We start from the raw sequence: 25,418 nt of genomic DNA, 5'->3' as shown, positions 1-25,418 counted from the left end.
AGTTTAATGATTTTGAAATTACTAAAATATAGTAAAAATTTGAATATTTATTTGGGATATAGTTTTTTATTTTCTATGTTGGGTGCTTTTATTCAAGTCTCTATTATTTTTGGCCTTTTTTATGGATTAGTTACTTTTAGTTTTTCTTTCACAATGATATTAATTTTAATTGGTGCAGTGTGTATAGAAGGTGTATGTAACTATTTAGAACAATACTTGGGACACTATGTAGCATTTAAAGTTTTAGCAGATTTGAGGAGAGAAGTATATCAAAAAATCAGAGAACTGGGTCCTGCTAAATTAGACACAAAAAATCGTAGTAAGATTATTGCTTTAATCCATACAGATATTGAATTAGCAGAAGTTTTTTTTGCTCATACCATTGTTCCTATTTTAAAAGGAGGGATAATGCTATTATTATTTACAGGAATCTATTCTTGTTTTTTAGGTTATATAGGAGTTCTTGTATTCTTTTCCTATTTATTTATAGGATTTATTCTACCGTTTTATAAAAAAAATACAAATATTCAATTAAATAAAAAATTGATGGAGCAAAAAGAGCAAACTCAGGTATATGTATTGGAATCTATTAAAGGTTGTTTCGAAATCTCTCAGTTTAATATGATAAATAAACGAAAATCGGAAATGAGAAGACTGATCGATCAAGAGGTTTTTTCGAGTAAAGAAATAAAAATGATTGCTAAAGAACGAGATTATTACGTAGAAATAGTAATTTTAGTTATATGGTTTGTTATATTCTTATTAGTTTCTCACTTTGGTGATTGGAATGCATTTAATCAAGTATTAGTATTATCCTTTCCTTTTACTTTTCGCTCTCAAACCTCATTAAGTAGGTTGCCTTTATCTTTAGGCAAGTCAATAGCATCAATTAAAAATCTTTTAATGTTTTTTTATGAGGAAACCTCTTTTTTTACTGGATGTAAAGAAATAAGCAATGTAACACAAATTGAAGCTAAAAGATTAAAATTTCATTATCCGAATAGTACTGAATATATATTTTCTGATCTAGATATATCTTTTACTTTAGATGGTATTATTGGTATTATAGGGGAAAATGGTAGCGGGAAAAGTACTTTTGTTAAGTTGCTAATGCGTTGGTATGATTATCAATCAGGAGAGTTAAAGATAGGAGAAAACGAATTAAAAGATGTTGATTTAGACTCTATAAGAGGTAATATTAATTATGTTCCACAAAATCCACAGATTTTAAATGGCAGTATTCGTGAGAATTTGACTTTATGTTGTGAAATATCTGATGAAAAAATTTGGCAAATTTTAGATGATGTTGAATTATCAGATAAAATCATTGGACTATCTCAAAATTTGGATACATCATTGGGAAAAGGTTCAATCCCATTTTCTTCTGGAGAATTACAGCGTTTAGAATTAGCTAGAGCGTTGCTTCATAAATCACAACTATTAATTCTTGATGAACCAACAAGTAACTTAGATTTAAAAAATGAACAGATTTTTTTAGATGTTCTAAAAAAAAATCGCCAGAAAGGTGTAATTATAATTAGCCATCGAGAAAGGGCTTTAGAAATTGTTAATAAAAAAATTCAAGTTAGTCAACGAAGATTATCTTTAATAGATAGTTGAAAATTTTCAATTCAATATAGATAGAAGAGTAGTTAACTAAAATGGCTCTTTGTCAACCTAATATTATAGAACCGCTTTTTTTATGCTATAATCAACTTCTGTTTGTGGCAGAATTTAACTACACACTAATGCAGCCGAAAGTACACAACTATGCAGCAGTTTGACTGCGAACTAGTTTCCTTCCATCATAAGTTTTAGTGACTTAGTGATGGAGGTACAGAAAGGTTGTTAACTTTGGATGATATTAAAACGATAAAACATTTGAGAAATAATCGTGATCAGTCAATTGATCAGATAAGAAAAGCAATGAATATCAATTGGCGAACAGCGAAAAAATACGCCGACAGTGATCAGCTATTCATTACGGATCCTACTCGAAAAAATAAATCCATGATGGATGATGGCTGGGGAGAAATTATCGGTAGTTGGCTAGAAGAAGATCTACGCTTACGTAGAAAACTCCGTAGAACTGCCAAAGCTATCTATGAACAATTGAAACCTTTGGGTTTCCCTGGCTCCTATCGAACAGTTTGCGTCTATATTTCTCAATGGAAAAAACAGCGGTACGACGAAACGAATTACAAAGCTGTCGATCGCCTTGATCATCCGATCGGAGAAGCACAGGTCGATTTTGGAACAATGGAAGTCATGCACGAAGATCACATGAAAGACATACAACTTCTTATTATGTCATTTCCCTATAGTAATGCGACGTTCGCAAGTGCCATGCCAGCTCAAAACCAAGAGTGTTTCCTGGAAGCATTAAAGCAACTATTTGATCAATGCGGCGGTGTTCCAAAAAAGATCAGAATAGATAACTTAACTCCAGCGGTGAAAAAAACAAAATCAAAATTTGAAGAAGCACAACTAACCGATGAATTCTTACGTTTCACCATTCATTATGGTTGTGATGTTCAAGTCTGTAACCCACGTAGTGGGCATGAAAAAGGACATGTCGAAAATAAAGTGGGTTATGTCCGATACAATTTCTTCTCGACTTCGCCAATCATGGACTCTTTTGAGTCCCTAAATAAGCAGCTTGAAGAACAATTGAAAACAGATCGAAAAAGGACGCATTATTCGAAACATCAATTAATCGAAGATTTGTGGAAGAAAGAAAACAAGGCGTTACATTCTCTTCCCCAAGAGGATTACCCAATTTTTAAAGAAGTAGAAGCTAAACTAAATCGTTATCACGAAATGAAATTGGATCAAACGGTTATTCATATTCCTAAAGCATATGGATATTCTCAATTGACCGTTGTTTTGACTTGGAATAAATTTAAAGTTCTTACGCCTCATGGAGACCTCTTAATGAACGAATATCGCCCCTATATGAACAAAAAACGATTGATCCCATGGAGTGATATCTTGAAACAATGGAGTAATAAATTGAATATCGTTAGTTATTCGAGGTATTGGAAGTACTTGCCTGCACGCCTTCAAAATTATCTAGCAATTGATAATAATCACCTTAAATACAGACGGATAAAACAATTACTAAGTTTATTAGCGACCTATGATATCCAACAAATTAATGAACAATTTTACGAATTAGTTGTTCAAGAAGATGCCCCCTCTGACTTTGATGTGAATTGGTCAAACTATGATGCATTAACAAAATCAGGAGGCGTGCAAAAATGACTGGACAGACGCTAGAAGATTATTGCAAAAAGCTTCGATTAAGCCATATCATCACTAACTTACCAAGAGCTTCTTTCGAAGCTCCAGAACAATTTATTACCGATTTATTCCGTTTAGAGCTTGAGACCAGACAGCAGATCAAATTAGAACGGATGGAAAAATTAGCCAAATTTCCTGTACCAAAATCGCTAAAGAACTATGAATGGCACGAAGATATTTTTCTACCAGTCCATCTAGATAAGGCGACCCTTGTCTCTCTTGATTTTCTAAAAAGGCAAGAAAACATTGTTTGTGTTGGCTCTCCTGGTACAGGGAAAACGCATCTAGCGATCGCATTAGGGAGAAAAGCCTGTAGTGAAGGTGTTTCAACCAAATTTTTCCGAGTAAACAATCTCGTTGAACAATTAGAGAGTGCCTAAAAAAAACAACAGCTAGCCAGTTTCAAGAAGCGATTCGAAACAACAGAATTTCTTGATGAAATGGGGTACTTACCATTGACGAAAGAAGGAGCTGAACTGCTCTTCCAACTGATTTCAGATTGGTATGAGCAAAAGAGCATTATTATTACCTCTAATTTAGAATTCAGTCAATGGAATCGAGTGTTTATGGATTCTCGCTTAACAGCTGCTCTCGTTGATCGGCTAATCCATCACACTCACATTATCAGCTTTAAAGGCGAAAGTTTCAGGTTGAAAAATTCATTATCTAAATCATATTGAAGGAAAAAACTAGTTGCAGCAAAACTCTGCACTTTCGGCTGCATTTTTTTGTAAAAAGCTATTGCACAACACAAACTTCAATAAATTTGGAACAAATTTTTAGGAAAGACGATGATATGATTAAAGTTTATTATATTTCTAATACTAATTCGTGTCGTACGGAAATGAAGTGGTTGGAGAATCACAATCTGTAATGTGTCGATCGAAAGATTACTAAAAAATCCGATTGAAATACACGAAACTAAAAAAATTTTGTTTTTTGCTGAAAATGGAGTTGATGACTTGATCAATTCTTGGACCAAAAAATTCCAGGTGCTAGAAATTGATGAAAATGAGTGTTCTACAGACTATTTAATCGCAATACTTATCAAGAATCCTTTGATGATTAAGTTGCCTGTTATAATCGATGAAAAGAAGATAGTGATTGGATTCAACGAGAGAGAAATAAGATGGTTTCTATCAAAGGAATATAGACGTAAGCAATTATTGGATAATGGTAGTTATTGTCTAGAAGAATAATTGCAATAAAAAACTTTTTAGAGTGTTTAGAAAATGCCTGTTTTCTAAACACTCTTTTTATATACTATATATGTTGTTTCTACAATATTTAGTGTTGGTGGAAAATCTATGGATTTTCTACTGACACTTTTTTTGTAAAAAAGATAGAAAAAGAGATAGCCTAACTGGTAGAATTTAGTCGTCTAAAACAAAACCAAACCAAGAAAGGATATCTCCATGGATCATTGTACTAGAAAATTGTTAGGTTTAACAGATGAAAATTTATTCTTCGAAGAAGAATGGTTAGAGACTATAGAAGAAGAGGGGGTTCGCACCAATCTTATTCATGCCAAAATTAGCTATATATCAAGCCATTGCCGTAGATGTGGTATCAAAAATGAAGGACAAATCATCAAGAATGGCTCACATAAAACAAAAGTCCAACTTTTGCCTTATCGAGACACCAAAATAGAATTACGCTTGGTACGTACGCGCTTTTACTGTAAAGAATGTCAGTCGACATTCAACGATCAGACCAATTTGGTGGATGAAAACTGCTATCTTTCAAAGGATTTAAAGGTTCAAATTGCCTTGGAACTAGCGAAGAATAAAACAAGAAAAGAAATTGCCAATCGCTATTTTGTCTCTGACGTAACCGTTCTGCGTGTCTTGCACACCTGTTTAAAAACTTATCATCCTCGTTTTGATACGTTCCCTTCGGTCCTTTGTTTTGATGCGTTCAAATCAATGAAACCCTGCAGTGGAAAAATGAGTTTTGCTTTTATGAAGGAGCAGCCCCAGCAATTACTCGGTGTATTGGAGAATCGTCGCATTGCTTTCTTAAAACCATAGTTTCTTAAATTCACTCGAAAAGTACGAGCGAACGTGAAATACATCGTAATGGATATGAATGCCCCTTATTTTCAACTTGTAAAGGCGGTCTTCCCAAACGTAAAAATCGTGACCGATTGCTTTCACATTGTCCAATAAATCACTCGTGCATTAAATCCGTTGCGAATGAAAACAATGAACAGCTTTCAAAAAACGGAACCGACAAAGTATCGACGATTGAAGCGATTCTGGAAATTACTCCTGAAGAATGCCTATGATCTGGATAGTTCCAATCATCAATATGATTGATCCTCGTAATATATATTTTGAAGAAACTTTCATTCCTTCAATTACCCTTATAGACTATTCCTAAATTTTTTTATAAAATAACGATTGTTACTTGGATGCTGAGGGATATTCCTGAATAATAAGCCTTGGAAAGGACTTACGAGAAGACGCTATCGATCCTTTCAGCTAGACTGAGACGAAAGACTGTGACCCGAACCGTTGGTATAACCTCCAACACACTAGCTAAGTCCATTAACTTCTACCAATCTTAGTAGAGATTGGGTGGCTTAGAAGTTTAATGAATTAAAACTCTATTATGCGAGGCTGTCGTTAGACAACGTGATTTTGGGATATCCCACAGTACCCCAGCAATTTCCGAATAAATAATGAAAGCTAGCTATTAATTAGTCAAGAGATATTTTTCTTTTTTTGATTAAGAAAAGTGTCAGTAGAAAATCCGTAGATTTTCCACCAACACTAAATATTGTAGAACCTTTCTATTCTTATTCCTATCTCCTGTACTTTGGTTAGCTCATTCTGTTGTGTACGGTTTGACGTTATTTATCACAAATATTGTCGGAATTAATATTCAATTTGATACTGGAATCAATATGATTATAAATAGTTTTGCATTTCCTAGCTCGTTAGGACATCAATATCTGTTGCCTATTGTAATCGGAGCTACAGCATTACTTGAATATTTCGTCTTCAAAACGTTGATTGTTCGTTTAAACATCCCAACTTTAGGAAGAGAAAAGAAATTGGTAGAGGATCAAACAATGGATGTCGCTTCTATCGATTCTACTGTAAATGTCGTTGATGAAAATTCGGAATTTGAGCCACAAATACAAAATATCGTAGTAGGTTTAGGTGGTGCTGACAATATTGAAAACATCATTAATTGCTACACCCGACTTCGTGTTGACGTTAAAGATGAGACAAAAGTGAATATGTCCATTTTGAAAGAAAAGGTCAAATCCTCTGGAATCATTGATAAAGGTAAACATATCCAAATCATTATCGGTGTAGGGGTAGAAGAAGAACGAGAAAAAGTTGAAGCTTACATGTCTCAACTTAAAGTAACAAAAGCATAATAATCAATTAGTAGAATTATTGGAGGAATGAATCAATGGGTAACAAGTTTGTAATGATCGGCGGAGGATCTACTCAATCGCCTGGAATTTTAGAAGTGTTGAGAAAGCGTGCTGAAGAACTTCATCTTAAGGAATTAGTTTTGTATGATAACGATGCTGATCGTGTTTCCTTATTAGGACAATATACGAAAATGTATTATGCAGAAACAGGATCTAAAGTAACTGTTTCATATACCACAGATCTTGATGAAGCATTAAAGGGGGCAGATTTCTTATTCATGCAGATTCGTCCGGGTTTGAACAAACAGCGAGCAATTGATGAAAAAATTTGTTTAAACAATGGTGTAGTCGGTCAAGAAACTTGCGGGCTTGGAGGATTTTCTTTTGCCATGAGAGTCATTCCAGCAGTACTGGAAATTATTCGTAAGGTAAAGCAAATCTGTCCAAATGCTTGGATACTTAATTATACCAATCCGGAAGCGATCTTATCAGAAGCGATCTACCGAGAATTCCCCGACGCAAACGTTTTGTGTATTTGTGATATGCCTATCTCAATTGAAGGTGCGATCGCTAAATATTTCAATAAAGATTTGCGAGATCTTACTTTTAAGTATTTCGGTTTAAATCATTTCGGTTGGTGGACCAATATCGTTGATGAAACAGGAAAGGATCTATTGCCTCAGCTTCGAGCAGATGTTCTTAGTGGAAAAATTGATACCTTGTTAATGTCGAATGAAGAAACTGAGGGAGATCAATATTGGATTGATACGTATAAACAAATGGTTAGTCTATTCAAACGTTTTCCAGAATATTTTCCTAATTGCTACCTACAGTACTATTTGACACCTGATGAAATTGTGGCTCATGATGACCCATCCTTCACTCGTGGAGATTTTGTTATGCAAGGAAGAGAAAAACGCATCTATGATGAGTGCCGACGAGTAATCGCAGCAGGTTCAGCAAAAAATTCTTCCTTGCATGCAGGCGTTCATGGAAACTATATCGTGGATATTGCTTATGCAATCATCCATAATACAAGAGAACGATTCATCGTAAATAAAAAGAATCATGGTGCAATCTCTAACTTTGATCCAGAAGCTGTTGTAGAAATACCCGCTTATGTAGGATCAATGGGTGCAGAAACAATTAATGTCGGTGAGATTCCTACTATGCAAAAAGGGCTGATGGAGATGCAAAAAGCTTATGAAAAACTGACGGTAGATGCTGCTTTGTCTGGTTCATATCAAACAGCATTGAATGCAGTACTATTAAATAAAACCATCCCTAATTATACTGTAGGAAAAAAAGTTTTAAACGAATTGTATGAAGCTAATAAAGATCTATGGCCAGAGCTTAGATAAAAAAGTGTTAGTAGAAAATCAGTAGATTTTTCACCAACACTAAATATTTTAGAACAAAACTGCCTAAACAGAATATAAGCACCTGCTTTGCTAATTATTGTTGACAGAATAGTCATAGTTGTTATAATAAAATTTATAGTAGAGTAGACAAAGAGGTCTATTTATACTTCTGAAAATTAGTTATCGACGAAGATACAATAAACATATACTTATAAAGTGTCAGGGAAAGAGGTGTGAATCCTCTACAGACCTACCTACTGTATGGTGGATGAAACCAATAGAACCACAGAATGATTCTGGAAGGATTGGGAGTAAAAAGAAGCTAAGTCAGGATACCGGCTTGATAAGTCTATGCATTCTTTTGTAGGAAAAAGAAGGTGTTTCGATGATAACTGGCTTGATTCACTGTTAGTGCTGTAAAAAACTACTTTTTCTTTAATAGAAAAAGTAGTTTTTTTTGTTGGTAGTTGATACAAAGTAAAAGGGGGAATAGTGAAACCATCAGAAAGAACGAGGAATTTTATTTGAGGTAACATATATAGAAAAAAAGTTGAATGTGAGGATGAAAAAATGAAAAAAAAAGTATTTATAATCATGACTATTGGACTGATTGCAGGGAGTGGACTAGTGGGTTGCGGCAATCAAGAAAAGAAAACTACGACTACGACTGAGAAAACAGAAATAAGTTTACCTACCAAGGATCGTAGTGGCAAGGAAATAGATTTGCAAGCAGAAATTACAAGGATTATTTCTTTAGCACCATCTATTACAGAGATTATTGATGATTTAGGAAAAGCAGATCAATTGGTAGCAGTTGATCCTCAAAGTGGTTCTATTGGAGAGCAATTAGATTCTTTACCCCAGATGGATATGATGGCTGTTAATGCTGAAGAGCTTATTTCTTTAAATCCACAAGTGGTTTTTGTTAATGATATAAATTTAGTGGGGGCTGAAAGTGTCTGGCAACAAGTAGAAGATGCGGGGATCACGATTGTCAATATACCGACAAGTACCAGCATTAAAGACATTAAAGAAGACGTACAATTCATTGCTGATAGTTTGTCGGAGCATGAGAAAGGACAAAAACTAGTCGATAAGATGACTCAAGAAATTGCTGATGTTGCAAAAATCGGTAAAACGATCAAGAATCAAAAGAGTGTTTTATTTGAAGTGGCTGCATTACCAGATATTTATAGTTTTGGAAGTGGTACATTTTTAAATGAAATGATTGAAACGATTGGTGCCAAAAATGTTCTAGCAAACGAGAAAGGCTGGCTCCCTTTAGGAGAAGAAGCAGCAATTGCTGCAAAACCTGATGTTATTTTGACAAATGTGGCTTATATTGATGATCCGGTGAAAGAAATCTTAGAACGGAAAAATTGGGAAAAAGTACCTGCGGTTCAAAATAAAGAAGTTTTTGCCATTGATAATCTAGCAAGCTCTTTACCAAATCATCACATGACAAAAGCTTTAAAACAAATGGCAAAAGCTGTTTATCCGGAAGCATACAAGGATTTAAAAGATGAATAAAAAAATATTTCTTTTACTATTGCTTGTTATTAGTTTGGGAATGCTTGTACTTGGCATCAAGATTGGCAGCGTGCCAATCTCTGGTAGTGATCTATTTAATATTCTAGTAGGAAAGAATATTTCTGAAGACGGTATTTTAGAAGGGATTATTTGTAATGTTCGCTTACCGCGGGTTGTGTTGGCCTACTTAGTAGGTGCTGGATTGGCTGTTAGTGGAACAGTCATGCAGTCTCTTTTGGGAAACCCATTGGCTTCTTCCTATACATTAGGCGTTTCAGCGGGGGCTTCCCTCGGAGCAGCATTGATTATGGTCACAGGTGCTACGGTAACAATTATTGGCAATTTTTTATTGCCCTTTACTGGCTTTGTTTTTGGTTTAACAACTGTTTTTCTTGTTTTACTATTTACACGCGCGATAGATGGTCAGATGTCCAATCAAACAGTTGTTTTAGTGGGGATGGTCATGACTTTATTTGTTGGGGCAATTTTAACGTTGATCACAGCGCTCTTTCAAGATTATTTAAAAGAGCTTGTTTTTTGGCAAATGGGGAGTTTCTCCGGTAGTAATTGGAAAAAGATTGTCATTTATTGTCCTGTTGCTATCTTAAGTACACTATTTTTATGGGTTGATGCAAATAATTTAGATGTTTTAGGTTTAGGTGAAGAGCAAGCTATGCTTTCAGGTGTGGAAGTGAAAACAGTGAAGTTAAAAATTATACTTTTTGCAAGTTTACTGGCAGGAAGTGCCGTGTCGTTTGTTGGTGTGATTGGTTTTGTAGATTTAATCGCACCGCATATTGTTCGGCGTTACTTAGGGGCTACTCACCGGTGGCTGATTCCTGGATCAGCTCTATTAGGAGGCATATTAATGGTGCTAGGCGATACGATCGCACGGACGATCTTATCGCCAAGAGAAATACCAATTGGTGCGGTGACGGCGCTTATTGGTGCTCCATTCTTTTTGTATATTTATTTCCGAAAAAGGGGAGCTGTAGCATGATTCAATTAGAAAAAGCGGCAGTAACTCTGCAGCAATCTCGTATTTTAACAGACATTTCTTTAACTTTTCAGCAAGGAAGCAAAATCTGTATCTTGGGACCTAATGGCTGTGGGAAAACGACCCTGTTGAAAACGATTGCTGGCTTGATTCCTTATAAAGGATCTATCTTGATTGATGGGCAAGAAGTAGGAGGATTAAAAAGAAAATTTTTAGCCGATAAGGTTGCGATGTTGAGTCAGTTTACAACGGTGGCATTTGATTATACGGTCTATGAAACCGTCTTGATGGGTGCATACCATCAACAGTCACATCGTTTTTTGCCCATCATCTCCAAACAAGAAAAAGAACGGGTTCTTCATTGCCTAGAGACTGCTCATCTGATTGATATCAAAGATAAAGTTGTCAATCAACTCTCAGGAGGACAGCAACAACGTGTTTTTTTAGCCAAACTTTTCCTGCAGGATCCTGAGATCATTTTATTAGATGAGCCTAATAATCATCTGGATATTCGCTACCAGCAAGAATTGATTCATCAGTTGAATGAATGGGGCGCTAACACCAATAAAACCATTATTGGTGTATTTCATGACATTCGTTTAGCGTTGACATTGAGTGAAGAAATTGTCTTTATGAAAGAAGGGGCAATTGCTGCAAAGGGTAATTTCCAGGATCTCGCTTCAAAAGCCTTTCTGGAGCATATCTTTGATGTTGATATCGTCTCCTATTTTCAACAACAACACGAAGCTTGGAAAAATATCCGGTAACTTTTGACAAGTATTTTTGAAACAGGTAATATAAAGAAAGCACAATGATGTGTTTCAATAAATGGCAATGGAGCCTAAAGTCTTCGTGTATAATTACACGTGCTTTAGGCTTTTTTTTATGGAGGAAAGTATGAAACGAATAATTCTCATGGGCGCAATAGGTTGTGGCAAAACCACTTTATGCCAAGCATTACAAGGAAAAGAATTACGTTATAATAAGACACAAGCAGTTGAATTCCATACAACGATGATCGATACACCAGGGGAGTTTATATTGCATCGTCAGTATTACAATGCCTTAAACGTCACTGCAGCTGAAGCGGATGTCATTGGCTTAGTACAAAGTGTTCTTGAGACAGAACAGATTTTTTCACCAGGATTTGGCAGCATATTTCCTAAAAAAGTGATCGGCATTTTAACGAAAGTAGATTTAGTGAATGCCTCCGATCAATTAATTCATCAGCAATTAAAAAACGCCGGTGCAACTGAGATTTTTGAAGTATCTTCTGTAGAAAAAACTGGTCTACAAGAATTGATCAATTATTTAGAGGAGGATGAGGCATGATGAAAATTTATACAAAAACAGGGGACAAGGGGATGACCAAACTCGTGGGAAATTCCACGGTTGCTAAAGATTCCGATCGGGTAGAGAGTTATGGAACGATCGATGAATTGAATTCGTGGGTAGGGTATATCATCAGTCAACTATCTTCAGAAAATAAAGTCATCAAAAATGAATTGAAACTTTTGCAAAATTTTCTTTTTGATGTAGGAACGGATCTATCAACACCAATAGAAGTGCAACGTCCATTTAAACTTCAACCAGAAAGTGTTACTTGGCTAGAAGAAAGAATCGATAAATTTACAGCCGAATCTCCGGATATTGATCGATTTATTTTACCCGGTGGCACACCAGAAGCTAGCATGGTCCATGTGGCGCGAACGATCGCTCGCCGTGGAGAACGCACGATTGTTCGTCTAAACTGGACAGCCCAGATTAATGAACAAGTGCTGATTTTTATGAATCGATTGTCAGATTATTTTTATGCGTTGGCGCGTTATCTCAATGTTCAAGCCAATGAACCGGATGTTTTTTATGAAAGAGGAGAGAAGGTTTTTCATAAAATAAAAGAGGATGGATTGTAGGCAGTTGCTTTTCTAGATAAGATGTGGTAAATTCCATGTAGATTAAACGAATATTTTATGAAGAATATGAATGGAAGTCAGTGAAAATCTGGCACGGTCCCGCCACTGTGATAAAGCAGAGTTGCTTTTAAGTCAGGTCTTTTCAGTTTTTCATTATTGGGCATACTGTTTCGAGGCAAAACAGGATGTTTCTTTCCAACGCGCATGTTGAAAATCCAGCCCAAGATATTTGTGTTAATCCATATGTGCGCACGAAGGTGTGCGTCTAGGGAATTTTGGGCTGGTCTTTCAACGATGAAGGAGATTTCAGGTACAACGGGGTACTGCTAGATTCCCTTTTCTTATTGACAATCATTTAATGATGTTGTACTCTATTTTTAACATAACTAGGCAGAAGTCGCCCATCCTCTATAGATGGGTGATGAATGACGTTTGGTATGAGGGTTACCGTGGGTAACTCAAAAACCGAAAAGATAAATGTTATAGTTAGTTTGATTCTAAGCATGATGGTGCAATTCCAGTGTGAAGGCGCTCAAGTGAAAGATATTGAGTTAGCGCTACAAATAAAACTGTAAGACTTGAAGACATTCGTGACGATGCGAGTGTAACAATGATTATGATTAGAGTGAGAACCAAACTGAATCTGTCATAACGTTGTGTGGTTAGTATTTTGACTGACGATCAAAATAAAACTCAAGAACCGTAGGAACTACGGGGATAGCTTGGTAAATAAGAGACACCTCTGCAAATGAAAAAATAAACTTGCAAGTATGCTCTTTTTCCAAGAAGCTCCCACTTCAATCGTTGAGAACCGTTAGGGGTAGCTAAGTGGTGAGTAGTTCACGGTTTGGTGTACAATGGCGTATACATAATGAAGCAAAGACGCTTCAAGCAGACGTTTTTCGTTTGTTTGAGGCGTTTTTTTTGCTATTTTTTGATTAGGAGGAATCCATATGAAAATTATTCATTTTCCTACCCAAATATGGGCAGGGGAAGGTGCGTTAACCAATCTTGAAAAGCTTCGAGAAAAAAGAGTTTTTGTGGTTACAGATCCATTCATGGTTGAATCTGGTTTTGTGGATAATTTAACGAAGCATTTGTTACACAACGAATTCTTTATTTTTAGTGACATCGTACCAGATCCACCGATTGACAAGATTGTTTCAGGTATCAAGCAATTGGCAGATTTTAAAGGAGATACGATTGTTGCTTTAGGAGGAGGTTCAGCGATTGATGCAGCAAAAGCAATGAAATTTTTTGGAGAACAGACTATGAATATCAAGGTGGATCAATTCATTGCTGTACCGACAACGAGTGGCACCGGTTCAGAAGTGACCAATTTTTCAGTAATTACAATTGCTGAAACTGGAACAAAAAAACCATTGGTTACGGATGAAATTCAACCGGATGTGGCAATTTTAGATACAGCTTTAGTCATGAGCGTTCCACCGAAAATCACCGCTGATACTGGGATGGACGTGTTGACACATGTCATAGAAGCATATGTGTCGACAGAAGCAAATCCAGTTGCAGATGCTCTATGCGAAAAAGCAGTTCGATTGGTTTTTGAAAACTTAGAAACAGTCTATCATGATGGGAACAATAAACAAGCCCGAGAAAATATGCACCTAGCTTCTTGTATGGCTGGCATGGCTTTCAATATAGCCTCATTAGGAATCAATCATGGGATCGCCCATGCAGCAGGAGCACGACTTCATGTGCCTCATGGTCGTATGAATGCGATTCTGCTACCTGATGTGATAGCATTCAATAGTGGTTTGACAAATGGAAAAGTAATAAATGAAGCAACAGCAAAACGTTACGCACAGTTAGCTGATTGTATCTGCTCTACGAAAACAACGAATGTTCGGCTCGGTGTTCAGCAACTCATTCGACAAATCAAGCAATTGCGGAGAAAACTACAAATGCCAGCTTCTTTTACCGAATATGGGTTAACAAAAGCGGAAGTACGTGAGAATAGTGAGAAAATCGCGAGTGCTGCTCTGATAGATGGCTGCACGAGAACGAATCCCATTCATCCAACAAAAGAAGAGGTCATAGAAATTTTGAACTCTGTCTTATAAGCAATTGACAGGATGTAACCAATAAAATATAATATTGATAGCACAACGGCGTGCTTCAAAATTTAAGAGCAAGGAAGCTCCTTAGTAGAAAGCGAAAGTGGAATCTTTACGTTTTTTATTGAGGTTTTTTTATTTGCTAAATTAAGGGAGCGAGTCTTGTTGGAAGAAAAACAACGAATGATTCAAGAATATGTTCCTGGGAAACAAGTCACATTGGCGCATATTATTGCAAGTCCCAATAAAGAGATTTATACAAAGTTGGGGCTACCTGAAGGAACAAGCAATGCGCTAGGAATTTTAACGATCACCCCGAGTGAAGCAGCAATTATCGCAGTGGATATTGCAACGAAAAGTGGGGATATCAAAATTGGTTTCATTGATAGGTTTTCTGGTTCGGTCGTTATTTCAGGAGATGTCAGTTCGGTTGAGGCGGCTTTACAAGCAGTAATCGAAGGATTGCAACAGATTTTAAATTTCTCCGTAACTTGTAAGATTACTAGAACATAGTCTCGAACGGACAAGGGCGTGATAAGAATGGATGGACGAATTGTAATAGTCGATGATGAACCTATTACGAGATTGGATATTCGTGATATTGTAGCAGAGGCAGGATATGAAGTGGTCGGTGAAGCAGCAGATGGATTTGAAGCGATTGAAGTGTGTAAAAAGACACATCCTGATTTAGTGATTATGGACATTCAAATGCCAATTTTAGATGGTTTAAAAGCTGGTAAGAAGATTGTTCAAGACCAGTTAGCTAGTAGTATTGTCTTTTTGTCCGCTTATAGTGATGTCCAAAATACTGAAAAGGCAAAGAAACTTGGTGCACTAGGCTATTTAGTCAAGCCATTAGATGAAAAATCATTGATACCTACAATTGAAATGAGCATTGAACGAGGCAAACAGACGCAAGCTTTACTAAGTCAAATCGATAAATTAAGTTTAAAGTTGGAAGAACGAAAAATTATTGAAAAAGCGAAGGGGATCCTTGTTAAGGAGAATCATATTACCGAAGAGGAAGCCTATCAGATGTTAAGGACGTTAAGCATGAATAAACGAGCGCGGATGAGTGAAATTGCTGAGCTAATTGTAATGGATGATGAATAGATGAAACGATTAGCGCAATTATGTAGACAATATACCAATCTATCCGAGTCAGATATCAAAGAGTTACAACGAACAGCAAACTATCTTTCTGCAACAACACTCTACCAAAGTGCGGATGTATTCATTGATGTGTATAAAGAAATGTCGCAACAAGCATTAGTCGTTTATCACAAACCACCTATAAAAGCAGACTCTTTATACAGTGGTGATGTTGTGGGCATGGAAGCATTATTAGAAAATGAACCAGGTGTGTTGCGAACCATGCAAACAAGTTTGAACAGTATCGGCCTGCTAGCTGTGACGCAAGAAAATCGGTTGATCAAGCAAAATATTTATCCGATTCGAAATGAGCATCGAACAATTGGTGTCATTATTGTTGAGATGGCAGCAGATGGAGAGATTCAAGCAGATTTGCATAAGGAAGAGCTGAATCATTGCCAATTAGCTAAAGTGGCGAAATCAACGAGTCAAGTAGATGCGTTGTTTATTGATCAATTAGCTGAAGCTGTTTTGATTTTTGATGCAGCGGGCCATCTATTGATTACTAATAATAATGCACAGGAATTGTATCGAAAATTGGGCTATCGCGATAATATTATTGGTATGAGCTATGATAATTTGTCTATTGACTACACGACATTTGAGTATGTTCTTTATCAAATGAGGTATAAAGTCAGCAATCAACCAATTGAAAGCAACACAACTTACTTGAATTATTATTTTAAAATCCGCAAAGTTTGGCTGGAATCCGAAGCGCAATTAGTAATGATCATTCAAGATAACACGGAATTCAAGGAAAAAGAAGCCGAAATTATTTCCAAATCAGTTGCGATTCGTGAAATTCATCATCGTGTCAAAAATAATTTGCAGTCTGTTGTCTCTTTATTGCGTATTCAAGAACGAAGAACACAGAGCTTAGAAGCAAAAAAGGTCCTTCATGAAAGTGTGAACCGAATCATGGCTATTGCGGCCACCCATGAATTGCTGTCCAAACAGGTCAAGGACGACGTGGCATTACGGCAAACATTGGAAGCAGTGATGTATAATTTTCGGCATCTTTTTCAAGGGGCACAATCGTTAGAAATGACCATGGATGTGGATCCAGCAATTATGGTTTCCAGCGAGCAAATGGTGACGATCTCTTTGATCGTCAACGAACTGCTGCAAAATATTTTCGATCATGCGTTTGATTCACCAGCTAGCGGCGTTGTGAAAGTGATTGGAACATTAGATAACAAAATGATTACTGTCACAGTGATGGACAACGGTAAAGGCTATGATGTTCATCAAAAGAATGAGAATAGTTTGGGCTTAATGATTGTAAAAAGCTATGTTAAGGACAAACTAAAGGGAAAAATTATGATAGAGTCAAATGATCAAGGGACCAAAACCTGTTTTTATTTCGAACAGAACACCAGTGATGTTGTTCATTGATTAAGCAAAGGCGCTTAAAGAAAAGTGGAAAGAAATTTTCTGCAAATTCTTTAGGCGCTTTTTTGTATGCAAAAGGAGGGAAAATATGTCTAAGGAGACACTCTTGACGGTTGGGATCGATTTAGGGACATCCACAACGCAGCTCGTATTATCAGAACTAACAGTTGAAAACTTTGCTTCGGCTTTTACAGTTCCCCGAATATTCATCTCCAATAAAAAAGTCATTTATCGGAGTGATATCATCTTTACACCTTTATTGAATCAGACAGAGATTGATGCAGAACCGATCAATGAATTTGTTGCGGAACAGTATCGTAAAGCTGGGATTAAAAAGCAAGATATCCAGATGGGTGCCGTCATCATTACCGGTGAAACAGCCAGAAAGGCCAATGCGAATAAAGTTTTAGACGCATTAAGCGGGTATGCTGGGGATTTTGTCGTCGCAACGGCAGGCCCAGACCTAGAAAGCATTATTGCTGGAAAAGGAGCAGGAGCTCAATCGTTTTCGGAGAGCAAACGAAAACCAGTCGTTAATTTGGATATCGGTGGCGGAACGACCAATTTAGCTGTTTTTAAAGATGGTGAGGTCATAGACACGGCTTGCTTTGATATTGGTGGTCGGTTGATTAAAGTCGATAAACAGCAGCGGGTCACTTATTTCGCACCAAAAATCCAAGAAATAATTAGGAAAAAAGAGCTTTCTCTTACCATTGAGGATAAGGTGACGGAAGCAACTCTCAAGCCGATTCTTTTAGAACTTGTTCATGTCTTGGAAAACAGTGTGGGTTTAGGAGAAAAAAGTCCTTTCTTTGATTTATTAGTGACCAACCATCCCCTCAAAAGGAATGAAGAAATCCCGCTTGTCACATTTTCCGGTGGAGTGGCGGACTGTTTTGTTTCCGAAGAAAAGGAGCCATTCAAATTCGGCGACATCGGCTTGCTACTAGGAAAATATCTCCGCCAGTCGTTGATTTTTTCGGAAAAAGAAGTGCTTCAAAGCAATGAAACGATTCGTGCAACTGTGGTTGGTGCAGGCTCCCATACAGCTGAAATCAGTGGCAGTACCATTGCTTATCGCGAACAGATTTTACCTATAAAAAATATCCCCATTTTGAAATTAGCCAAAGAAGATGAAGAATTGGCGGTTTCCGAATTGAGTGAACGGATTCGAGAAAAGCTCAATTGGCATACAACAGAAGGGACACCCCAAGTGGCTTTGGCCATCAGAGGGGATAAAAATCCGACTTTTGACGACATTCAGCGATATGGAAAAGGAATCGTGGCAGGTTTGGCCAGTCTAGTGAAAGAAGCCATTCCTATCATTGTTATGGTGGACGAAGATATGGCTAAAGCTTTGGGCCATGCGCTAAGTGCCAATTTACCTCCAGAATATCCTTTCATCTGTATCGATTCTGTCAAGGTGGAAAATGGCGACTATGCGGATATCGGCCTACCAGTTGCAGAAGGTGCAGTCCTGCCTGTGATTGTTAAGACATTAGTATTTAATTAAAAGGAGCGACACGGATATGATTTTAAAAACCAAATTATTTGGTAACGTATACCAATTTACGTCAGTGAAAGAAGTATTAGCCAAAGCAAATGAAGAAAAGTCAGGTGACAAACTAGCTGGTATAGCAGCAAATTCTGCAGAAGAGCGGGTGGCGGCAAAAGTTGTTCTAGCTGAGCTGACATTAAATGATTTGTTCAATCATCCTGTTGTCGATTATGACGAAGATGAAGTGACACGGATTATTATCGATCAAGTCAATATGCGAATTTTTGAGAGTATCAAACATTGGACAGTAGCTGAACTAAGGGAGTTTATCTTGTCTTCTGAAACGACTGATTTCGATATCAAACGTATTTCTCGCGGTTTGACTTCAGAAATGGTTGCCGCTGTATGTAAGCTAATGTCGAATATGGATTTAATCGTCGGTGCAAAAAAAATTCACATTGAAAAAACTGCGAACACGACAATTGGCCGCCCGGGAACATTCTCCAATCGGTTACAGCCGAATCATCCAACGGATAATGTAGATGGTATTATGGCTTCTGTCATGGAAGGACTTTCTTATGGAGCAGGTGATGCTTTGATTGGATTGAATCCAGTAGATGATTCCACAGAAAGCGTTAAACGAATTCTAAATAAATTTGAAGAATTTCGGAGTGAATGGGAAATCCCAACACAAACCTGTGTTTTAGCCCATGTGACCACACAAATGGAAGCCATTCGGCAAGGGGCACCTACAGGGCTAGTCTTCCAGTCCATTGCTGGTTCTGAAAAAGGAAATACTGCATTTGGCTTAAATGCCGCTATCTTGGAAGAAGCACAAGATTTGGCGTTACACAGTGGACAAGCGGCTGGACCGAATGTAATGTATTTTGAAACTGGACAAGGTTCTGAACTTTCTTCGGAAGCAAACTTTGGTGCTGATCAAGTAACGATGGAAGCACGTTGTTATGGACTAGCGAAAAAATTTGACCCTTACATCGTTAATACAGTAGTTGGTTTCATCGGACCTGAATATTTGTATGATTCAAAACAAGTGATTCGCGCGGGGTTAGAAGATCACTTTATGGGGAAATTGACTGGAATATCAATGGGATGTGACGTATGTTATACCAACCACATGAAAGCAGACCAAAATGACATGGAAAATCTGGCTATGTTGCTGGCAACAGCAGGATGTACCTATATTATGGGGATTCCTCATGGCGATGATGTCATGTTGAATTATCAAACAACAGGTTTCCATGAAACTGCTACGATCCGTGAGACTTTAGGGCTACGACCAATTAAGGAATTTGAAGAGTGGATGGAAAAGATGGGCTTTATGGAAAATGGCAAGCTGACCAGTTGCGCTGGAGATGCATCTGTTTTTATTAAATAAACGAGGTGAGTACACGAATGAATGAAAAAGAATTAAAAGAAATGATCGTTGGCATTTTGTCTGAAATGGTGGACGATCATGTAGCGCCTGCAACTGTTCTTACAGAAGAAAAACCAGCAACTCAAGTGACAGAAACTGGTGAAATAGAAACAGGGATGATACCTGATATCACAGAAGTTGATTTACGGAAACAATTATTGCTAAAAGGAGCAAAAAATGCAGAAGGATTATTGAAGATGAAAGCTTACACACCAGCGAGATTAGGGGTTGGGCGTACAGGCACTCGCTACTTGACACCTTCTACACTGCGTTTTCGAGCGGATCATGCAGCAGCACAAGATGCTGTCTTTTCAGATGTCAGTGAAGAGTTAGTGAAAGAAATGGGCTTTATTGCTACAAAAACGATTTGTACGAGCAAAGATGAATATCTTACGCGACCAGACTACGGACGACAATTCGATGAAGAAAACTGTGAGATCATTCTCAAAAATACAACACCGAAAGCAAAAGTGCAAATGGTTGTTGGTGATGGATTGAGTTCAGCTGCAATCGAGGCCAATGTCAAAGAAGTTTTGCCTGCCATCAAACAAGGATTGAAAATGTATGGATTAGATTTTAATCAAGTCCTATTCGTAAAATATTGTCGCGTTCCAGCAATGGATAAAATTGGTGAAATCACAGATGCAGATGTTGTTTGTCTATTAGTAGGAGAACGTCCAGGATTGGTAACGGCAGAGTCGATGAGTGCGTATATTGCATATAAGCCAACTGTCGGTATGCCGGAAGCCCGACGAACAGTGATCTCAAACATTCATCGTGGTGGTACTCCAGCGGTTGAAGCAGGCGCTTATATTGCTGAAGTTATCAAAAAAATGATCGATAAGAAAAAATCGGGTATTGATTTGAAAGAAGCAGAGTAAAGGAGGAAGGACATGAAAAATGATCGTTTAGGTGCCAATGTATTAAGCATGAAAGTTATTCCCAATGTGGATCCAGCTTTGGCTAAAGAGTTATCGTTAAAGCCAGAACATCGATCCCTAGGAATTGTGACTTCTGATTGTGATGATGTGACATACGTTGCATTGGATGAAGCAACAAAAGCGGCGGATGTCGAAGTCGTTTACGGAAAAAGTATGTATGCTGGAGCCGGAAACGCATCAACGAAACTCGCCGGTGAAGTGATAGGGATTATTGCGGGACCCAGTCCAGCAGAAATCAATAGTGGATTAAGTGTGATAACCCAAGTCATTGAAGAAGAGGCGAGTTTTTATAGTGCCAATGACGACGATAGTATCGTATATTTTGCACACGTTGTTTCTAGAACTGGTAGTTTTCTTTCTGAACAAGCTAATATTCCAGAAGGAGAAGCAATTGCTTACCTTATTGCACCGCCATTAGAAGCAATGGTTGCTTTAGATGCTGCCATGAAGGCTGCAGATGTGCAAATGGGTGTCTTTTACGGCCCACCTTCTGAAACAAATTTTGGTGGGGCATTGTTGACAGGGAGTCAATCTGCCTGTAAAGCTGCTTGTAGTGCATTTGAACAGGTAGTACAGAATATTGCCGATAATCCATTGGGTTATTAAGGATGTGTAGCAGATGAAAGCACTAGGTATGGTCGAGGTACGGGGGTTCTTAGGTGCCATCAGTGTGGCAGATGCAGCCGTAAAAGCAGCTGATGTTACTTTATTAAAAGCGGAAATTATTCATGGTGGATTAACAACCGTAGAAGTCATTGGTGATGTGGCAGCCGTCAATGCAGCAGTAAAAGTTGGTGTTGAAGTAGCTAAGGAGCTGAATTGCTTGATAGCACACCACGTCATTTCTCGAGTGGATGCCCAAACAGAGATTATTTTGTCTGATTTAGAGCCAAAAAAAGAATCGCAATCAGAAGTAAAGACAGAATCACAAACAGACCCAATATCAGATTTACAAACACAAACAGAATCTAAAATGACATTACCAGACACTGAATCAGAATCAAGAGCGATGCTAGAGTCTAAAGATAAGTCAGAGGTAGAGCTATCAGTACCAGATACTGAAACATCGGATAAAGCATCTGTTGTCGATGCTGCTCAATTAAAAGAACTACAAAGTAAACGAGTAGTGGATTTACGCAAACAAGCATACAAAATGAATTTGAGTACATTAAAGAAAAGTGAAATCAAATTAGCAAACAAAGAATCATTGATCCAAGCGATTATGGCAGAAATAGAAAGAAGTGAAGACGAGTGGAATTAGTAGATAAAGATTTACGTTCCATCCAAGAAACAAGAAATTTGATCAGAAAAGCCAAGGAAGCGCAACAAGAGTTAGCAACATTCTCACAAAAACAAATCGACGCAATCGTAAAAGCTGTGTCTGATGCCGCCTTTGCCCAACGAGAAAAACTAGCAAAAATGGCCCATGAGGAAACAGGTTTTGGTATTTATGAAGACAAGATTATCAAAAATGCCTTTGCTTCAAAGGTCGTTTATGACGAGCTGAAAGATAAAACAACTGTTGGCGTGATTTCTGATGATGCGTCTAAAAAGATCACAGAAATTGCAGTACCAGTAGGAGTGATTGCTGGCCTTATTCCCTCTACTAATCCTACATCAACAGTGATTTATAAAGCGTTAATTTCATTAAAAGCAGCTAATAGCATAGTATTTTCACCGCATCCCAATGCATTGAAATCGATTGTTGCTACCGTTGAGATCATTCAACAAGCAGCAACAGCGGCAGGTGCACCTGAAGGCTGTATCTCGGTCATTCAAACACCTACAATGCAAGCAACAAGTGAATTGATGAAAAATAGCGATACGAACTTAATCTTGGCAACTGGTGGCAATGCAATGGTCAAAGCTGCGTATTCCTCTGGAACACCCGCAATCGGAGTGGGGCCTGGGAATGGGCCAGCCTATATTGAACGGAGTGCTAATATTCCTCATGCGGTTAAGCAAATCATGGACTCTAAGACATTTGATAACGGAACCATTTGTGCTTCTGAACAATCCATTATTGTAGAAAATGTCAATCGTGAAGCGGTCAAAGAAGAATTGATTAAGCAAGGGGCTTATTTCTTGAGTACAGACGAAGCAGATAAGTTAGCTAAGTTTATCTTACGGCCAAATGGAACAATGAATCCACAAATCGTCGGTCGCTCGGTTCAACATATTGCAACCCTAGTCGGTCTAGCTATTCCGAAAGATCGACGCTTGCTTGTGGCTGAAGAAACCCATGTTGGATTGAAGTATCCATTTTCAAGAGAAAAATTGGCACCAATCATCGCTTTTTATACAGTGGAAAATTGGGACGCTGCTTGTACTTTATCGATTGAGATTCTCAAAGGTGAAGGTGCAGGTCACACAATGGGTATCCACACTGAAAACAAGGAAGTTATTCGAGCATTTGGTGCTAAAAAGCCAGTATCTCGACTGCTTGTCAATACATCTGGAACACTTGGTGGTATTGGAGCATCAACAAACTTAGTTCCAGCACTGACGCTCGGTTGCGGCGCTGTTGGAGGAAGTTCAACTTCAGACAATATTGGTGTTGAAAATTTATTCAACTTACGTAGAGTTGCTTATGGCGTTTGTGATTTAGAGGATATTCGACGAGAATTTAGTCAGACAATGATCACACCAAACACAGATATCACGGATAACAAAGAGGATTTGGTCAATACGATCATCGCTCAAGTAATGGCTCGTCTTAAATAAGCCATCTTAATAAGTATAAAGAGACTATAAAAAATTATAAATAAAATAACTTTAGGGTTTGAAGTTTAAGACTGAAATCCATTTGAGGCTCGTCTTGAATTTTTAAAAATAAAAACAAACATTTTAGGAGGAAAATATAATGTCAAGTACAAATGCTTTAGGAATGATCGAAACTCGTGGTTTAGTAGGTGCTGTAGAAGCAGCAGATGCAATGGTTAAAGCGGCAAACGTTACATTGATTGGAAAAGAACAAGTTGGTGGCGGATTAGTTACTGTTATGGTTCGTGGAGATGTCGGTGCTGTCAAAGCAGCAACTGATGCTGGCGCTGCCGCTGCTGAACGAGTAGGAGAATTGTTATCTGTTCATGTGATCCCTAGACCACATACGGAAGTAGATGCTATTTTACCGCATGCTGTAACTGAATGATTATCTTAAATGTTTGGGGCAGAAGCGAGCGTGGCTTCTGTCCTAAACATTAAGTGAGGAGGGGTGTTATGACAGTCATTACAGAAGATGAACTTCGCAAAAAGGTACTTAGTAAAGAGTTATATGAGGGAATGGATTTTGTTATTCCTTCAGGAAGTCTGCTGACACCAGCTGCAAAAAGTTATTTGCGTGAGCATCATATCACTAGTGTAACGACAGGTACTCAGAAAAGAGTCGATAGTTGTCCTATTCGGACCCCCTCGATCGAAACAAAGTTACTATCACGAAATATAGAATATGAAATCCAACACTTGAAGCATCTCCTTTATTTTCCTATGTTGAGAGATGACACATTTCCTGCAGAACTATGGCTGTACTTTGAGAAACAACAAGCTTGGTTGGAGAATATTATTCAAGGAAAATTCTTGGTGATTGAACAAGCGATTGATCAAGAGCAAGTAGTGCTAGAGAGCAGTCAGCTAAGACAATGGGATTATTCTTCAAAGGAAATCCAACTTCAATTGAACAAGATTCTATTCTTGTTCGAAGAACAGTCTGATAGGCGTTATCAGTATTTCCAAGAATGGGCGGATGCGTTGATCCAAACAATGACTGTAGTAAAACTGAACTAGGAGATGAACACATTGGATTCAATCAATGAAATTGTTGAAGAAGTTATCAAACGAATTCAACTACAAAATCACACATTTGAAGTAGAAGCTTCTGGACGACACGTCCATTTATCTCGTCGAGAAATCGATCATTTATTTGGCTCAGGGTATAAGTTAACGAAAGTAAAAGATTTATCACAACCTGGTCAATATGTATGTAAAGAACGAATCACTGTTGCAGGACCAAAAGGACTGTTCCCAAATGTCGTAATTTTAGGTCCTGAACGTAAGGAAGCACAAGTAGAAGTGTCAATGACAGATACTCGAATTTTAGGTATTAACGCGCCTGTTAGAGAAAGTGGAAATATTGAAGGAACACCAGGGGTAACATTGATAAATGGCGCAATGACTGTTTCATTAGATCGTGGATTGATCGTGGCAAAACGACACATCCATATGACACCAGAAGATGCCCTAACAAATAATGTGACTAATGGACAAATCGTCCAAGTAAAAGTATTAGGTACGCGACCATTGATTTTTGATGATGTAGTGATACGTGTCAGTCCTCATTTTGCGACGTATATGCATATTGATTATGATGAAGCAAACGCTTGTGGTTTGTCAAAAGGTGTTCTTGGTTACATCATTAAGTAAGAGGAGGT

23 protein-coding genes, 2 pseudogenes and 2 riboswitches are annotated in these 25,418 nt (G+C 37.7%); all 25 genes and pseudogenes read left to right on the top strand.

Annotated features, from left to right (window positions below; translation table 11 throughout):
- The first annotated feature begins 6 nt into the window (after positions 1-6).
- The 25 genes and pseudogenes from IGI96_RS18850 (at position 7) to eutD (ending at position 25,410) form a co-directional block, all read left to right on the top strand.
- The gene (locus IGI96_RS18850) at positions 7-1,620 is read left to right on the top strand and encodes an ATP-binding cassette domain-containing protein (protein ID WP_438785594.1); all 1,614 of its coding nucleotides are present in this window, start codon (positions 7-9) and stop codon (positions 1,618-1,620) included.
- A gap of 234 nt (positions 1,621-1,854) precedes the next feature.
- Positions 1,855-3,264 (top strand): IS21 family transposase, encoded by a 1,410-nt coding sequence (istA, locus tag IGI96_RS18845; protein ID WP_438785639.1) that lies wholly within the window; start codon positions 1,855-1,857, stop codon positions 3,262-3,264.
- A pseudogene (gene istB / locus IGI96_RS18840) lies at positions 3,261-3,983 on the top strand (IS21-like element helper ATPase IstB). The gene istA and the pseudogene istB overlap by 4 nt, the downstream one beginning before the upstream one ends.
- Positions 3,984-4,178: 195 nt before the next feature.
- Positions 4,179-4,502, top strand: coding sequence for an ArsC/Spx/MgsR family protein (locus IGI96_RS18835; protein WP_438785593.1), 324 nt, complete (start codon positions 4,179-4,181; stop codon positions 4,500-4,502).
- A gap of 216 nt (positions 4,503-4,718) precedes the next feature.
- Positions 4,719-5,618 (top strand): annotated as a pseudogene (locus tag IGI96_RS18830) (transposase); the annotation flags it as partial.
- 533 nt (positions 5,619-6,151) lie between these two features.
- Positions 6,152-6,694 carry a PTS transporter subunit EIIB gene (locus IGI96_RS18825; RefSeq protein ID WP_438785592.1) on the top strand — a complete coding sequence of 181 codons (543 nt, stop codon included), beginning with the start codon at positions 6,152-6,154 and terminating at the stop codon, positions 6,692-6,694.
- 35 nt (positions 6,695-6,729) lie between these two features.
- The gene (locus IGI96_RS18820) at positions 6,730-8,055 is read left to right on the top strand and encodes a 6-phospho-alpha-glucosidase (RefSeq protein WP_438785591.1); all 1,326 of its coding nucleotides are present in this window, start codon (positions 6,730-6,732) and stop codon (positions 8,053-8,055) included.
- 197 nt (positions 8,056-8,252) lie between these two features.
- Positions 8,253-8,413: riboswitch (cobalamin riboswitch) on the top strand.
- A gap of 236 nt (positions 8,414-8,649) precedes the next feature.
- Entirely contained in the window at positions 8,650-9,585 is a 936-nt protein-coding gene (locus tag IGI96_RS18815) for an ABC transporter substrate-binding protein (RefSeq protein ID WP_438785638.1), read from the top strand.
- A complete protein-coding gene (locus IGI96_RS18810; RefSeq protein ID WP_438785590.1) occupies positions 9,578-10,585 on the top strand; it encodes a FecCD family ABC transporter permease in 1,008 nt (335 codons plus the stop codon). The genes IGI96_RS18815 and IGI96_RS18810 overlap by 8 nt, the downstream gene beginning before the upstream one ends.
- Positions 10,582-11,349: an ABC transporter ATP-binding protein gene (locus tag IGI96_RS18805; protein ID WP_438785589.1), complete on the top strand. Its 768-nt coding sequence runs from the start codon at positions 10,582-10,584 to the stop codon at positions 11,347-11,349. Before IGI96_RS18810 ends, IGI96_RS18805 begins: the two co-directional genes overlap by 4 nt.
- A 130-nt stretch (positions 11,350-11,479) precedes the next feature.
- Positions 11,480-11,914: a EutP/PduV family microcompartment system protein gene (locus IGI96_RS18800; RefSeq protein ID WP_438785588.1), complete on the top strand. Its 435-nt coding sequence runs from the start codon at positions 11,480-11,482 to the stop codon at positions 11,912-11,914.
- Positions 11,914-12,495: a cob(I)yrinic acid a,c-diamide adenosyltransferase gene (locus tag IGI96_RS18795; protein ID WP_438785637.1), complete on the top strand. Its 582-nt coding sequence runs from the start codon at positions 11,914-11,916 to the stop codon at positions 12,493-12,495. The genes IGI96_RS18800 and IGI96_RS18795 overlap by 1 nt, the downstream gene beginning before the upstream one ends.
- Before the next feature lie 44 nt (positions 12,496-12,539).
- Positions 12,540-12,689, top strand: a riboswitch (adenosylcobalamin (AdoCbl) riboswitch).
- 759 nt (positions 12,690-13,448) lie between these two features.
- Positions 13,449-14,579 (top strand): 1-propanol dehydrogenase PduQ, encoded by a 1,131-nt coding sequence (locus tag IGI96_RS18790; protein WP_438785587.1) that lies wholly within the window; start codon positions 13,449-13,451, stop codon positions 14,577-14,579.
- A gap of 159 nt (positions 14,580-14,738) precedes the next feature.
- Positions 14,739-15,086 (top strand): ethanolamine utilization microcompartment protein EutS, encoded by a 348-nt coding sequence (gene eutS / locus IGI96_RS18785; RefSeq protein ID WP_438785586.1) that lies wholly within the window; start codon positions 14,739-14,741, stop codon positions 15,084-15,086.
- A 27-nt stretch (positions 15,087-15,113) separates the two neighbouring features.
- On the top strand, positions 15,114-15,686 hold the full coding sequence (locus IGI96_RS18780) for an ANTAR domain-containing response regulator (protein WP_438785585.1): 573 nt from the start codon (positions 15,114-15,116) through the stop codon (positions 15,684-15,686).
- Positions 15,687-17,120, top strand: a complete 1,434-nt coding sequence (locus tag IGI96_RS18775; RefSeq protein WP_438785584.1) for a sensor histidine kinase — start codon at positions 15,687-15,689, stop codon at positions 17,118-17,120. It abuts the gene before it with no gap.
- Positions 17,121-17,205: 85 nt separating this feature from the next.
- Positions 17,206-18,630 (top strand): ethanolamine ammonia-lyase reactivating factor EutA, encoded by a 1,425-nt coding sequence (gene eutA / locus IGI96_RS18770; protein WP_438785583.1) that lies wholly within the window; start codon positions 17,206-17,208, stop codon positions 18,628-18,630.
- A gap of 16 nt (positions 18,631-18,646) precedes the next feature.
- Positions 18,647-20,011 (top strand): ethanolamine ammonia-lyase subunit EutB, encoded by a 1,365-nt coding sequence (locus tag IGI96_RS18765; RefSeq protein WP_438785582.1) that lies wholly within the window; start codon positions 18,647-18,649, stop codon positions 20,009-20,011.
- Positions 20,012-20,028: 17 nt separating this feature from the next.
- On the top strand, positions 20,029-20,931 hold the full coding sequence (gene eutC / locus IGI96_RS18760; protein WP_438785581.1) for an ethanolamine ammonia-lyase subunit EutC: 903 nt from the start codon (positions 20,029-20,031) through the stop codon (positions 20,929-20,931).
- A gap of 12 nt (positions 20,932-20,943) precedes the next feature.
- Positions 20,944-21,597 carry an ethanolamine utilization microcompartment protein EutL gene (eutL, locus tag IGI96_RS18755; RefSeq protein WP_438785580.1) on the top strand — a complete coding sequence of 218 codons (654 nt, stop codon included), beginning with the start codon at positions 20,944-20,946 and terminating at the stop codon, positions 21,595-21,597.
- A 13-nt stretch (positions 21,598-21,610) separates the two neighbouring features.
- Positions 21,611-22,252 (top strand): BMC domain-containing protein, encoded by a 642-nt coding sequence (locus IGI96_RS18750; protein ID WP_438785579.1) that lies wholly within the window; start codon positions 21,611-21,613, stop codon positions 22,250-22,252.
- Positions 22,243-23,715, top strand: coding sequence for an acetaldehyde dehydrogenase (acetylating) (locus IGI96_RS18745; protein ID WP_438785578.1), 1,473 nt, complete (start codon positions 22,243-22,245; stop codon positions 23,713-23,715). The genes IGI96_RS18750 and IGI96_RS18745 overlap by 10 nt, the downstream gene beginning before the upstream one ends.
- Before the next feature lie 139 nt (positions 23,716-23,854).
- Positions 23,855-24,142: an ethanolamine utilization microcompartment protein EutM gene (gene eutM / locus IGI96_RS18740; protein WP_002345855.1), complete on the top strand. Its 288-nt coding sequence runs from the start codon at positions 23,855-23,857 to the stop codon at positions 24,140-24,142.
- Between the two features lie 68 nt (positions 24,143-24,210).
- Positions 24,211-24,774 (top strand): hypothetical protein, encoded by a 564-nt coding sequence (locus tag IGI96_RS18735; RefSeq protein WP_438785577.1) that lies wholly within the window; start codon positions 24,211-24,213, stop codon positions 24,772-24,774.
- Between the two features lie 3 nt (positions 24,775-24,777).
- Positions 24,778-25,410 (top strand): ethanolamine utilization phosphate acetyltransferase EutD, encoded by a 633-nt coding sequence (gene eutD, locus IGI96_RS18730; RefSeq protein ID WP_438785576.1) that lies wholly within the window; start codon positions 24,778-24,780, stop codon positions 25,408-25,410.
- Positions 25,411-25,418 lie beyond the last annotated feature (8 nt).

Source organism: Enterococcus sp. DIV0421 (assembly GCF_051713745.1).
GTDB lineage: Bacteria > Bacillota > Bacilli > Lactobacillales > Enterococcaceae > Enterococcus_D > Enterococcus_D casseliflavus.
This window is presented reverse-complemented; position numbering and strand designations above follow the sequence as displayed.